The organism is Bradyrhizobium archetypum, assembly GCF_013114835.1.
In the GTDB taxonomy this organism is placed as follows: domain Bacteria; phylum Pseudomonadota; class Alphaproteobacteria; order Rhizobiales; family Xanthobacteraceae; genus Bradyrhizobium; species Bradyrhizobium archetypum.
In genome coordinates this window covers 712,258-724,828 of the sequence record NZ_JAAVLW010000005.1, presented here as the reverse complement: position 1 = coordinate 724,828, position 12,571 = coordinate 712,258, and the positions used below count along the sequence as shown (strand labels likewise).

Genomic DNA, 12,571 nt, shown 5'->3' with positions numbered 1-12,571 from the left:
CAAGCAAAATGTCGAAAACAACCCCATGCAAAGTAGCTGTCAAGGGCCGGCGTAGCAGGCGATCGACCGAACCTAGTCTCATCGGACTCTAGGGGACGCGGTGGGTTACGCTTCGCTGACCCACCTGGGCAACCAAGCTTCTATTTCGGATCAGGCTCGACGAGCCCCTCCGCAGGATTCTCGAGCTTCCCGGCGCGCGAGAGCTTGACCGCGTTGCCGAGCGCGCGCGCCGCATTGCGCACTTCCTCCTGGAATTCGCAATCTTCATCCAGCGCCTGGTGCGAGGTGGCATAAGGCTCCATGTACCCGACATAGCCTTCGGCCTCACTGGTGCGGCCCGCCGAGATCAGCGACATGTCGGTCAACCAGTCCGACAGCGAGCGCCGCAGCATCTCCACGCCCGCGCTGTCGCCATGAATCACCAACCCGAAATACCGGCCGGCCAAGTGGCGCGGGTAGGGCCAGCCTTTCAATTCCAGCGCCTTGGCCTGGTCGGCATGTTTGCCGTGGGTGGACGTCGGATCGGGATTGCCGCCGTCGGCGCAGACCAGCCGGTCCATCATCGCCTTCAGCGGCGTCGGGGCGTGATACCAGTTCACCGGCGCCACGATCAGGATGCCATGGGCCGCCACCCACAGCGGATAGATTTCGTTCATCCAGTCGTCGGTCTGGCCGAGCGAGTAGTTCGGATAGCAACTGCACGGCCAGTGACAGAGCGGCATCGCGGTGGCGAGGCAGGATTTGCAGGGGTGAATCTGCCGGCCGTATTCCGAGGCCAGCCGCGACAGGTCGAGAATGTCGACGGCAAACCCCATCTCGGTGAAGATCGGCTCGGCGAGCTTGACCAGCCGCCACGTCTTCGACGTTTCGCCGGGACAGGTATGCTCGCTGCGTGCGGAGCCGTTGATAACGAGAATGCGCGGCTGCGCCGCGGCATCGTCATGGCGCCGCTGCGCCTCGAGAATGGCCTCGCGCGCCGCGAGCCAGTCCACCGAGATCTCGTATTCCGGATCGGCGAAGCCGGGCCCCGCCTTGCGGGTATGCGGGGCTTTGCGCGAATGGCTGTAGGCATCCCAGGCGGCGGCGACGATGGCGTCGAGTTCGCGTTGCAGCGGCTGAAACGCGGGATCGACGAAGCGGCTGCGATAGCGTCTCTCGAATTCCTCGCGCGGCAATTTGACGGGCGGCATCTCCTTGCGAATGTCCGGTGCCGCCATGGATCGATCCTCGCGTGAGTTGATACCAGAAGATCAACTCCAGAGCCGGATCGGCAGTTCCGCAGGCGCCGGGCCGGTACCGCCTAGTCCGGACGCCACATGTCGAACAGTTCCTCGGCGCTGACAAGCTCGATTTGCGCGTTGAACCGCATCCGGTACATCGTCATCAGCGCGTCGTGTCCGGTGTCGGAGGAACTGCACAGCGCGTCCTGCACGATGATGACGCGGAAGCCGAGATCGACGGCGCTGAGCACGGTCGAGAGCACGCAGACGTCGGTTTCCGCGCCTGACACCACCACCGTTCCGACGTGCCGCTCAACCAGCAGATGGCCGAGCCGTGACCCGAAGAACGCCGAATAGGCGGGCTTGTCGATGACCAGTGCCGGAGGTGCGTATCGCGCAAGCTCCGGGACGAGATCGAGCGCGTTTGGCGGAAGACTGCCGCGCGTCGCGCGCTGCCATTTCGTAAAATAGGCTTGCCATTGGCCGCGACGATCTTCGGCTTTTTCCGGCGTGACGAAGCGCGTGAATACCGTTCGCTCGGGATACCGCGCGCAAATGTTCGAGATCACCGGCAGCACACGCTCCATCCACGGCGTTTCCCACACACCGCCCTTGGCGAAGATGTTCTGCATGTCGACGCACAGGTGCGCGGCGTCGCTGATGGCGGCCGTCGTTTCCACTTTCATCGCAGGGGTAATTCGGCAGGCCAGAACTGGTTTCAGGCGTGGCGAGCAGGAACGCGCGCCACGCGTTATCCTCCGGAAGCCATCAAGCGACGGATGTCAGTGCATTCGATGCGTCACGTATGGGCGATCCAGTTTGATTAGCCCCCGGATGGCCGACACGCGATCTTCCAATGCGGCGATAGTGACCATCAAATTATTGTGGCGGAGGTCCAGTGCGCGCCGCAGTGCGATGTCGGCTTTCTGGCGTTGCCTGTCGATATCGCGGGCTGACTTGCGAAGGCCGGCGATCAGCACCGTGATCTGCTCCGCTTCTCTTGTCATGACCATGAGAGCGATGTGTTGTTGCGTCCCCAGCCGATGATGGTGTTTCACAGCAATCCTCCCGTTCTGCCCCGAGTGGATGCAGTAACTTCCCCGGAAATCATTACCAGCAACCCAAACCGAGTCCGCTGAATCGGATCAAATTGGATGCGATCTTCGACCAAAGGGTGCTGCCGGTACTGATTGCATCCTGAAGGTGACGGCAAGTCGAGGATGAACGGAACTCCTGCCATTGTGCCACATTACATCTTGGGTTGATGGCGCTTGGACGGCGAGGACGCCATCGCTTATTTTTCCGGAGGACAGGATGCGATCGAGCGGGGCGGCAAGATCGGGGCGGATGCCTTATGTGCTGTGCTCCTGTTGGCCTTTTCAATTGCGTTCTTCGGCTGGCTGGGCGGCGCCGTTGCGTTTCCGATCCTCGGGGGCGGGCTGTTGGCGGTCCAATACGTTTTGCCCGGCGACGATGATGACGCGCCGCCGTGGTGAGGTGAGCCGCGGGCCGTCTGGCGAAGCCCGATAGTACGCCAGGCGCGGCCTACCGCGGACAGCAGCGCGCCGACGCGATCCGATAACTATTCGCCCGCCTGGATCCATTCCGCCGCACCGCACCACAGCGTGTCACGATGTTCGGGCCGGAAGAATCCCATATGCCCGATCTTGCTGGCGCCGGTGTCCGCCGGCGTCACGGTGATGATCTCAGGCTTGATCGATGTAAATCCCGAGCACAGCAGTTCGACCGCAGGCCGCGTCGCCCAGGGATCGTCGGCCATGCAGAGCGCGCGTAACGCGCCCCGGTATTTCGGAAAATTCTTTAAGCTGTCGAGCTTGGCGTCGTCGAACAGATAGCGCGGGCTCATCACCCAGCCGGCCCATTGCAGGAACGCATCCTTCGGCAGGTCCATGCCGAGCCCGGCCTTGCCCGGCATGTAGCCGAACATGCGGGTAAGGGGGCGGCCGACAAAGTTCAGCATGGCGTAGACGCGGTAGCGTTCGGGCGCCGTCATCAGTTTCCAGTAGCCGGCCTGGGCTGCAATGAGCAGCGCGCGCGCAATTTCCGAGTTGTTCGGCAGCAGGCCGAGCGCCTGGCCGCCGAACGAATGCCCGACGTAGGCGAACGGCAGCGTCTTGTAGCGCTCGCGCATCCAGCCGACCGCCGCCGTGACATCCAGCGCGGCCCAGTCGGACATCGACGCCTGGAAGCCGACCAGCGATTTCGGCTGGTTGTGGCCGGTCGGCGCCTGCTGCCTGCTATCGCCGGTGCCACGGTAATCATAGGTCAACACGGCGCAGCCGCGCATGGCGAGGTAGCCGGCAAAGCCGCGGTACAATCTGCGGGGAACGGCGGTCGCCGAATTGATCAGGACCGCGTGGCGCTTGGCCCCGCGGGGCAGAAACAGCGTCGCGGCAAGGGGATATCCATCCGTTGCGGGCACCGTGATGTCGTCGCCAAATACGTCGTCCAGCACGGGCTCGGCCACCGTGTTCTCCTGCAAGCTTTGCGAGCGGCCATAACAAAAGCGAAATCGACTTTTGCTGCAAGGGCTTGTCAGAACTACTGGAAATCTAACTGGCGGTCGGCTGAAGGCCTGTGTATAACGCGGCCTTCACAATCGCTTGTAAGTAGCGGTTTTTGCTCAGGAGTTAACGTCATGTCCGAGCGGTGGACGCCCGATAGCTGGCGCACCAAGCCGGTGCTGCAAGTGCCTGAATACCCCGATGCCAAGGCATTGGCAGATGTCGAGGCGCAATTGGCCACGTTCCCGCCGCTGGTGTTTGCCGGTGAGGCCCGCAACCTGAAAAAGGCGCTGGCGCGGGTCGCCAGCGGCGAAGCTTTCCTGCTGCAGGGCGGCGATTGCGCCGAAAGCTTTGCCGAGCACGGCGCCAACAACATCCGCGATTTCTTCCGCGTGCTGCTGCAGATGGCCGTGGTTCTGACCTATGCCGGCGCGCTGCCGGTGGTGAAGGTCGGCCGCATCGCCGGGCAGTTTGCAAAGCCGCGCTCGTCGAACACCGAGAAGGTTGGCGGGGTCGAGCTGCCGAGCTACCGCGGCGACATCATTAACGACATCGCCTTCACGCCCGAAGCGCGCATCCCCGATCCGCAGCGCCAACTGATGGCCTATCGGCAATCGGCCGCGACGCTGAACCTCCTGCGCGCGTTTGCGACCGGCGGCTTTGCCAATCTCGGCAGCGTGCATCAGTGGATGCTTGGCTTTCTCAAGGACTCCCCGCAGTCGCGGCGCTACAAGGAATTGGCCGATCGTATCTCGGATGCGCTGAATTTCATGCGCGCCTGCGGCCTCGATCTCGAAAGCCACCCCGAACTGCGCGCAACCGATTTCTATACCAGCCACGAGGCGCTGCTGCTCGGCTACGAGCAGGCGCTGACCCGGGTCGATTCCACGACCGGCGACTGGTACGCGACCTCGGGCCACATGATCTGGATCGGCGATCGCACCCGCCAGCTTGACCACGGCCATGTCGAATATTTCCGCGGCATCAGGAACCCGATCGGCCTGAAGTGCGGTCCCTCGCTGAAGCCGGACGAATTGTTGAAGCTGATCGACATCCTCAATCCGGATAACGAGCCGGGACGCCTGACGCTGATCAACCGTTTCGGCTCCGACAAGGTGGCCGAGCATCTCGCGCCGCTGATCCGCGCCGTGAAGCGGGAAGGGCGGGTTGTGGTCTGGTCGTGCGATCCCATGCACGGCAACACCATTACCTCGACGTCAGGCTACAAGACCCGGCCGTTCGACCGGGTGCTGTCGGAGGTCAAATCGTTCTTCGCGATCCACGCCGCCGAAGGCACGCATGCCGGCGGCGTGCATCTGGAGATGACCGGCCAGGACGTCACCGAATGTATCGGCGGCGCCCGCGCCATCACCGACGAGGACCTCAACGACCGCTATCACACGGTCTGCGATCCCCGCCTCAACGCCGAACAATCGATCGACCTGGCTTTCCTGATCGCCGAACTGCTCAAGCAGGAGCGCGCGGGCAAGGAAAAGCCGATGCCGGCCGCAGCGGGACTCTGATTTGCTGCGACTTTGGCGGGCCACCATCAACACGCGTAACGGCCTCGCCTTTGCGATCCGTTCGGAGCAGGCCGTCCGCGAGGAGCTGTTCGCGCTGGCGCTATCGGTGCCGCTGGCCTGGCTGATCGGCACCACGGCGATGCGCTGCGTGGAACTTGTTGCGGCCGTTGCCTTTGTCCTCGTTGTCGAGCTGCTCAATACCGCGATCGAGAAGCTCGCCGATCGCCTGACCACCGATCACGATCCGAAGATCGGCCAGGTCAAGGACATGGGATCGGCAGCCGTCGGCGTCGCACTGTTGATGGCCGGTGCATTCTGGCTGTTCGCCCTCGCCGAACGCATGGGCGCAATTTGAAGCTGGCATTGCAGTTTGCTCTTGTGCAAGGCACCATCGCTCCCATGACCGAACCCAAATTATTCAGGATCACGCTGGCGCAGTTGAACCCGACGGTCGGCGACGTCACGGGAAATGCCGCCAAGGCGCGTGCCGCGCGCGAGCAGGCTGCGGCCGACGGCGCCGATCTGCTGCTCCTGCCGGAATTGTTCATCTGCGGCTATCCACCGGAAGACCTGGTGCTGAAGCCCGCCTTCCAGGCCGCCTGCCGCGCAGCGGTCGAAGAGCTTGCGCGCGAGACCGCGGGCGGCGGCCCGGCTGTGCTGATCGGCACGCCCTGGGTCGAGGACGGCAAGCTCTATAATGCCTGCGCGCTGCTCGATCAGGGCCGCATTGCCGCGCTTCGCTTCAAGGCCAATTTGCCAAATTACGGCGTGTTCGACGAAAAGCGGCTGTTCGCGCGCGGGCCGGCTTCCGGGCCGGTGACCGTCAAGGGCATCCGGATCGGCGTTCCCATCTGCGAGGACATCTGGCTCGAAGAGTCCGAGGAATACGAAAACGTCGTCGAGTGTCTCGCCGAGACCGGCGCGGAAATTCTGGTGGTGCCAAACGGCTCGCCTTACGCGCGCGACAAGAACGATCTCAGGCTCTCGATCGCGGTCGCGCGCGTCACCGAGAGCGGCCTGCCGCTGATCTATCTCAACCAGATCGGCGGGCAGGACGAACTGGTGTTCGACGGCGCGTCGTTTGCGCTCAATGCCGACCTTTCGGTCGCGGCGCAAATGCCCGCGTTCGAGGAGAGCATCATCACCCTGCTCTGGAGCAAGGGCGCCGACGGCTGGCGCTGCTCGGGGCCGGTCGTGCCGATCGTGGAAGGCGACAAGGGCGATTACGCGGCCTGCGTGCTGGGCCTGCGCGACTACGTTCGCAAGAACGGATTTCCCGGTGTGCTGCTCGGTATCTCCGGCGGCATCGATTCCGCGCTGTGCGCGGCGATCGCGGTGGATGCGCTCGGTGCCGACCAAGTGCGCGGCGTGATGCTGCCGTTCCGCTTCACCGCGCAGGTCTCGCTGGACGATGCCGCCAAGCTCGCCAAGGCGCTCGGCATCCGCTACGAGGTGCTGCCGATCGCGGATGCCGTCAATGGTTTCGAGAAGATCCTGTCAGCCCCGTTCGCCGGCCTGCCGCGCGACATCACGGAGGAGAATTTGCAGGCGCGCACCCGCGGCACGCTGTTGATGGCGATTTCCAACAAGACGGGCGCGATGGTGGTCACGACGGGCAACAAGTCGGAAATGTCGGTCGGCTACGCCACGATCTACGGCGACATGAACGGCGGCTTCAATCCGATCAAGGACATCTACAAGACCGAAGTGTTCCGGCTCTCGAGCCTGCGCAACGAATGGAAGCCGGACGGCGCGCTCGGGCCGTCGGGCGAGGTGATCCCGGTCAACATCATCACGCGGCCGCCGACCGCGGAGTTGCGCGAGAACCAGACCGACCAGGATTCGCTACCGCCCTACGACATGCTCGACGCCATCCTCGAACGGCTGGTCGAGCGCGAGGAGCCGCTCGCCACGATCATCGCGGCCGGTTTCCGAGCAGACGTGGTGACACGGATCGACCGGCTGCTCAACGTCGCCGAATACAAGCGCCGACAGGCGGCGCCGGGCGTCAAGGTGACGGAAAAGAATTTTGGCCGCGACCGCCGCTATCCCATCACCAACCGCTTCCGTGACAACGGCAAGGCGCTGCCCGCGCCCGACGAAAGGCTGGTCGCCCGCGCCGGCCGCGCCTCGGCGGACGTGTTTGAGGGATAAGCCCTAGCCCAGCGAGTTGATGATTTCCCGATAGGGCGGCTTCGGGAAAAACCTCCTCCTTCTGGCGCGAGGCGGCGGTACTCAAGTCGGCGATGCGAAGAACAGCACCCGGATCAGGTGCGTGTACTCGGATTCGAACACCATGATGGCCACGAAGACCAGCACCAGCACCGGGGGCAGCAGGATGGCATAGGCGAGCGCCAGCCGCTCCCAGGCCATGTGCATGAAGACGGCGACGATCAAGCCGGCTTTCAACACCATGAACAGCAGGATCAGCGACCATCTGAGATAGCCGTGGAGGCCAAAGTAGTCGACGAGATAGGAGCAGGTGCTGAGAACGAACAACCATCCCCAGACCACGAGATAGAGCTTGATCGGGTGCTGCTGTCCCTCGGCGTGCCTGGCTGCGGCGGCCACGGCGGCTGCATCATGCTTGTGAGTGTGCAGCGAGGGTTGCTGGGCTCCTAAATCTACCGCTACGTTTGTCATGCGCTGGCCTCACCAAAGATAGAAAAAGGCAAAGATGAACACCCACACCAGATCGACGAAGTGCCAGTACAGGCCGGTGATTTCGACGATCTCGTAGTGGCCCTTCCGGCTTGTGAAAAAGCCGCGCCTTTCGACGTCGAAGTCGCCCCGCCAGACCTTTCGCGCAATCGCGATCAGGAAAATCACGCCGATCGTCACGTGGGTGCCGTGGAAGCCCGTGATCATGAAAAAGCTCGAACCAAACTGCGCCGCGCCCCAGGGGTTTTCCCAAGGCCGCACGCCTTCCATGATCAGCTTGGTCCATTCGAAAGCCTGCATGCCGACAAACGTTGCGCCGAACGCCGCGGTAACCAGCATCAGGGTTGCGGTTTTGACGCGATCGCGGCGGTAGCCGAAATTGACGGCCATCGCCATCGTCCCGCTGCTGCTGATCAGGATGAATGTCATGATGGCGATCAGGATGAGCGGGATGTGCGTGCCGCCGATGTTGAGAGCGAAGACTTCACTCGGGTTCGGCCACGGCACGGTCGTGGACATTCGTGCGGTCATGTAGGACAGCAGGAAACAACTGAAGATGAAGGTGTCGCTCAGGAGGAAGATCCACATCATGGCCTTCCCCCAGGAGACATTCTTGAACGCGCGCTGATCGGAGGACCAATCGGCGGCAATGCCCCGCCAGCCGGCAGCCCGCGCGGCCGGCTCCCCATGATCTGTCAGCGCAGTCTCTGCCATCTGGTCTCTCCTAGGTGAGTAGCCGGCGACAGATGTCGACGAAATCGTCAGTCCAGCCCGTCAGCAGGCCAAGCAAGGCCAGCCAGACCAACAGCAGGAAGTGCCAGTAGATGGCACAGAGCTCCACGCTCAGGCGTAGCTGGGGCATCTCAGCGCCGCGCCATACTTTGGCAGTTGTTCTCCCCAGGGCCACCAGACCGCCCATCAGATGCAGCCCGTGCGCCGCGGTGATCAGGTAGAAGAAGGAATTGGCTGGATTGGACGCCACGAAATATTCCGCGGCACTGAGTTGCTGCCACGCCAGCAACTGCCCGATCAGGAATATGATGGCGGATGCTCCCCCTGCGCAGAGGCCGACGATCACACCGTCCATATTGTCGCGTTGCGCAGACATGTATGCCCATTGCATCACGACACTGCTCAAAACCAGAACGCCGGTATTGAACCAGAGCAGTGCCGGCACCGGCAGTGCCCGCCAGTCCACCATGTTCATGCGCATGGAGTAGGCGCTGATGAAGAGCGCGAACAGCGAGGTAGCGACGGCGAGAAACACTCCCAATCCGAGCTTCGCTGCCGGCACGGTCATTGCTCCCGTGCCGGGGAAGTCATCGATCGAACCTTCTTCCAGCCAGGGCTTCGCTGTCAGCCGTTGCTGCGAAAGCCACCATCCGGCGATGACTGCAATCACCGCCATGACCAGAACGATGGCGCTCACGTTGCAGCCCCCTGGGCCGTCCGTCTCGCCGGCGGCTGGTTCTGCGGAATGAAGTCCTCGGGGGCACCTGGCACGCTGTAGTCATAGGCCCAGCGATAGACCACCGGGAGCTCCTTGCCCCAGTTGCCGTGTCCGGGCGGCGTCTCCGGTGTCTGCCACTCCAATGTTGTTGCCCGCCACGGATTGCCGCCGGAGGCCTTACCCTTGAACAGGCTCCAGACCAGGTTGAACAGGAACAGTATCTGGGCGAGACCCACGATCAACGCCACCACGCTCATGAACGCATTCAGCGTATGCACGGACGGCGTGAGGAATGCCGCTTCGCCAATATCGTGATATCGGCGCGGAACGCCGAGCAGTCCGAGGTAGTGCATGGGAAAGAAGATCAGGTAGGCGCCGAGGAAGGTGACCCAGAAATGAAGCTTGCCGAGCGCCTCGTTGAGCATCCGCCCGGTGACCTTGGGGTACCAATGATAGATTGCTCCCAGCACAACCATGATGGGTGCCACGCCCATCACCATGTGGAAATGTGCGACGACGAACATAGTATCCGAAAGCGGCACATCCACGACGACGTTGCCTAGGAAGAGGCCGGTGAGCCCGCCGTTCACGAATGTTATGATAAAGCCGAGGGCGAACAGCATTGGGACCGTGAGATGAATGTCGCCGCGCCACAGCGTTAGCACCCAGTTGTAGACCTTGATGGCGGTCGGGATGGCGATGATGAGCGTCGTGGTGGCGAAGAAGAACCCGAAATGCGGGTGCATGCCGCTCACATACATGTGGTGTGCCCACACGATGAAGCTGAGCGCGCCGATCGCCACAATGGCCCAAACCATCATGCGATAGCCGAAGATGTTCTTTCGCGCATGTGTGCTGATCAGGTCGGAAACGATGCCGAAGGCGGGCAGGGCGACGATATAGACTTCGGGATGACCGAAGAACCAGAAGAGGTGCTGGAACAGAATCGGGCTGCCGCCGCCATACTTCATCTGCTGCCCCATCTCGACGAGCGCAGGCATGAAGAAACTGGTTCCCAGCACGCGGTCGAACAGCATCATGACCGAGGCGACGAACAGCGCCGGGAACGCCAGCAGCGCCATCACCGTGGCGGTAAAGATGCCCCACACCGTGAGCGGCAACCGCATCAGCGTCATGCCGCGGGTGCGCGCCTGCAGCACCGTCACCACGTAATTCAATCCACCCATGGTGAAGCCGATGATGAACAGGATCAGGGAGGACAGCATGAGAATGATGCCCCAATCCTGCCCGGGGGTGCCGGAGAGAATCGCCTGCGGCGGGTACAGCGTCCAGCCTGCGCCGGTGGGTCCGCCGGGCACGAAGAAGGCCGAAGCAAGCACGATGACGGCGAGCAGGTAGACCCAGTAACTCAGCATGTTCACATAGGGGAAAACCATGTCGCGCGCGCCGACCATCAGCGGGATAAGGTAGTTGCCGAAACCTCCCAGGAACAACGCCGTGAGCAGGTAGATCACCATGATCATGCCGTGCATGGTGATGAACTGGAGATATTGATTTGCATCGATGAAGGAGAACGTGCCGGGAAATCCCAGTTGCAGGCGCATCAACCATGACAGCACCAGCGCCACGAGTCCGATTGCCGTCGCCGTCAGCGAGTATTGGATGGCGATGACTTTGGCGTCCTGCGAGAAGACGTACTGTGTCCACCAGCTTTTGGGGTGATAGAGTTCAACATCCGCAACTTCGGCAGGCGGAACGTCGACGGTTGCTTCATATGGAACATCGACCATAGAAATACCTCCTCGGTCGTTTCCATCGGGGTGAATGAATTGATCTCACACCCGATCTATCCAAGCAGCGGCATCCTACTTGCCGCCGGGTCTGTACGTCGCCTTCGTAACGGCGGTTCGTCCTGACAATTCTGCAAACGTCTTCTGTTGCTCCAGCCAGGCGTGATATTCAGCATCTTCCTCGACGATGACCTTGGAGCGCATCTGCGCGTGCGCAGCGCCGCACAATTCGGCGCACAGCACATCGAACGTTCCGGTTCGGATCGGGGTCATCCAGAAATAGGTGACCATGCCTGGCACCATATCCATCTTGGCCCGGAATTCAGGTACGTAGAAATCGTGCAGGACGTCGACGGAGCGCAGCAAAACCTTGACCGGCTTTCCGACCGGCAGGTGCAACTCGCCACTTTCGATCACGACATCGTCCTGCCCGTGCGGGTCGTCGCGATTCAAGCCCATGGGATTTTCGGGACTGATGTTGCGGACGTCGGTCGTGCCCATCCGGCCATCCTTGCCCGGTAGGCGGAAGCTCCATTGCCACTGCTGGCCCATCACCTCGACCTCGGTGGCATCAGCCGGAACCGTGACGAACTGGTGCCAGACGAACAGTCCAGGCGCCAACATGGCTGCGACGCCGATCGCCGTCCCGATGCTGAGCCACCACTCGAGCTTCTTGTTCTCCGGATTGTAGTGCGCCTGTCTTCCCTCCTTGTGATGGAAGCGGAAGACGCAATAGGCCATGAAAGCGATCACGGCGAAGAAAACCACGCCGGTGATCCAGAAGGTTATGTTGATGGTATGGTCAATATAGCTCCAGTTGGTGGCGATCGGCGTCCACCACCACGGGCTGTAGATGTGAAACAGCACCGAGCCGATTGCGACCAAGAGCAGTATGACGGCGACAACCATCCCTCGCTCCTCCTTGCCACCAAAGGCAACGGAGACGAATCAAAGGGCGGAGCTCACACCTGCTTCGACGGCTGACTTCACATGCGCCATCGCAGTGCGTCTTGCCTCGCCCACTTTGACCGGTCGCGACATCCAAACGTGGCACCGAGCACACGTTACGACCGCTAATCATCAGATCGGGGGCGTCAGAAATTAAGATGATACGCGTCGGGGCTGGCGTCAATAGATCAATAGGGAACCAAGGCTCGTGGAGCTGCGCTACACGCTGCCTCAAGCCGGCGAGCGCCAGCCGGCACCCTAGCTTGAATGATGCGTCGCACCAAACGACTGAGCGCATGCACAATTCACCCAACAGTGCGTGCTTTCTCCGTCCAACCGCGCTAAGCTCACGCGGCAGGTCGCGACAAGTTTCGTCCGGCTAAGCTCCTTCGCTGAACTTGGGTTTGCCGTACCCGGCTCGACCGCGACTTTCGCACATCAGGGCGGAGGCGCGCGGTTGCGGCGCGTCGTTTTGACCGCCGCAACTTAAGAG

At 62.1% G+C, this 12,571-nt stretch carries 13 protein-coding genes; 4 read left to right on the top strand and 9 right to left on the bottom strand.

From position 1 onward, the window contains the following. Positions 1-140 precede the first annotated feature (140 nt). The 3 genes from HCN50_RS19895 to HCN50_RS19885 all read right to left on the bottom strand — a co-directional run bounded on the left by HCN50_RS19895 (position 141) and on the right by HCN50_RS19885 (position 2,278). Positions 141-1,217: a flavodoxin family protein gene (locus HCN50_RS19895; RefSeq protein ID WP_171711343.1), complete on the bottom strand. Its 1,077-nt coding sequence runs from the start codon at positions 1,215-1,217 to the stop codon at positions 141-143. An 83-nt stretch (positions 1,218-1,300) separates the two neighbouring features. Further along, positions 1,301-1,906 (bottom strand): cysteine hydrolase family protein, encoded by a 606-nt coding sequence (locus tag HCN50_RS19890; protein WP_171711342.1) that lies wholly within the window; start codon positions 1,904-1,906, stop codon positions 1,301-1,303. A 96-nt stretch (positions 1,907-2,002) separates the two neighbouring features. Beyond that, positions 2,003-2,278, bottom strand: a complete 276-nt coding sequence (locus HCN50_RS19885) for a hypothetical protein (RefSeq protein WP_311968078.1) — start codon at positions 2,276-2,278, stop codon at positions 2,003-2,005. A gap of 213 nt (positions 2,279-2,491) precedes the next feature. Here HCN50_RS19885 and HCN50_RS19880 point away from each other — a divergent pair, with 213 nt between their 5' ends. Then, entirely contained in the window at positions 2,492-2,716 is a 225-nt protein-coding gene (locus tag HCN50_RS19880; RefSeq protein ID WP_171710698.1) for a hypothetical protein, read from the top strand. Positions 2,717-2,802: 86 nt separating this feature from the next. Here the strand turns inward: HCN50_RS19880 and HCN50_RS19875 are convergent, their stop codons facing one another. Next, a complete protein-coding gene (locus tag HCN50_RS19875; protein ID WP_171711341.1) occupies positions 2,803-3,708 on the bottom strand; it encodes an alpha/beta hydrolase family protein in 906 nt (301 codons plus the stop codon). 171 nt (positions 3,709-3,879) lie between these two features. Here HCN50_RS19875 and HCN50_RS19870 point away from each other — a divergent pair, with 171 nt between their 5' ends. The 3 genes from HCN50_RS19870 to HCN50_RS19860 are packed head-to-tail and all read left to right on the top strand — an operon-like array spanning position 3,880 to position 7,422. Next, positions 3,880-5,268 (top strand): class II 3-deoxy-7-phosphoheptulonate synthase, encoded by a 1,389-nt coding sequence (locus tag HCN50_RS19870; protein WP_171711340.1) that lies wholly within the window; start codon positions 3,880-3,882, stop codon positions 5,266-5,268. A gap of 1 nt (position 5,269) precedes the next feature. Continuing rightward, positions 5,270-5,623: a diacylglycerol kinase gene (locus HCN50_RS19865; RefSeq protein ID WP_171711339.1), complete on the top strand. Its 354-nt coding sequence runs from the start codon at positions 5,270-5,272 to the stop codon at positions 5,621-5,623. 44 nt (positions 5,624-5,667) lie between these two features. Continuing rightward, a complete protein-coding gene (locus HCN50_RS19860; RefSeq protein ID WP_171711338.1) occupies positions 5,668-7,422 on the top strand; it encodes an NAD+ synthase in 1,755 nt (584 codons plus the stop codon). Positions 7,423-7,503: 81 nt separating this feature from the next. On the opposite strand, the gene HCN50_RS19855 is transcribed toward HCN50_RS19860, so the two are convergent. The 5 genes from HCN50_RS19855 to HCN50_RS19835 form a co-directional block, all read right to left on the bottom strand. Next, positions 7,504-7,911 (bottom strand): cytochrome C oxidase subunit IV family protein, encoded by a 408-nt coding sequence (locus HCN50_RS19855; RefSeq protein WP_171711337.1) that lies wholly within the window; start codon positions 7,909-7,911, stop codon positions 7,504-7,506. A 9-nt stretch (positions 7,912-7,920) separates the two neighbouring features. Next, on the bottom strand, positions 7,921-8,643 hold the full coding sequence (locus HCN50_RS19850) for a heme-copper oxidase subunit III family protein (protein ID WP_171711336.1): 723 nt from the start codon (positions 8,641-8,643) through the stop codon (positions 7,921-7,923). A gap of 10 nt (positions 8,644-8,653) precedes the next feature. Further along, complete coding sequence (locus tag HCN50_RS19845; RefSeq protein ID WP_171711335.1) at positions 8,654-9,358, bottom strand: cytochrome c oxidase subunit 3; 705 nt, start codon at positions 9,356-9,358, stop codon at positions 8,654-8,656. Then, positions 9,355-11,130, bottom strand: coding sequence for a cytochrome c oxidase subunit I (locus HCN50_RS19840; protein WP_171711334.1), 1,776 nt, complete (start codon positions 11,128-11,130; stop codon positions 9,355-9,357). Before HCN50_RS19840 ends, HCN50_RS19845 begins: the two co-directional genes overlap by 4 nt. Before the next feature lie 75 nt (positions 11,131-11,205). Next, the gene (locus HCN50_RS19835) at positions 11,206-12,039 is read right to left on the bottom strand and encodes a cytochrome c oxidase subunit II (RefSeq protein ID WP_171711333.1); all 834 of its coding nucleotides are present in this window, start codon (positions 12,037-12,039) and stop codon (positions 11,206-11,208) included. Between the last annotated feature and the right edge of the window lie 532 nt (positions 12,040-12,571).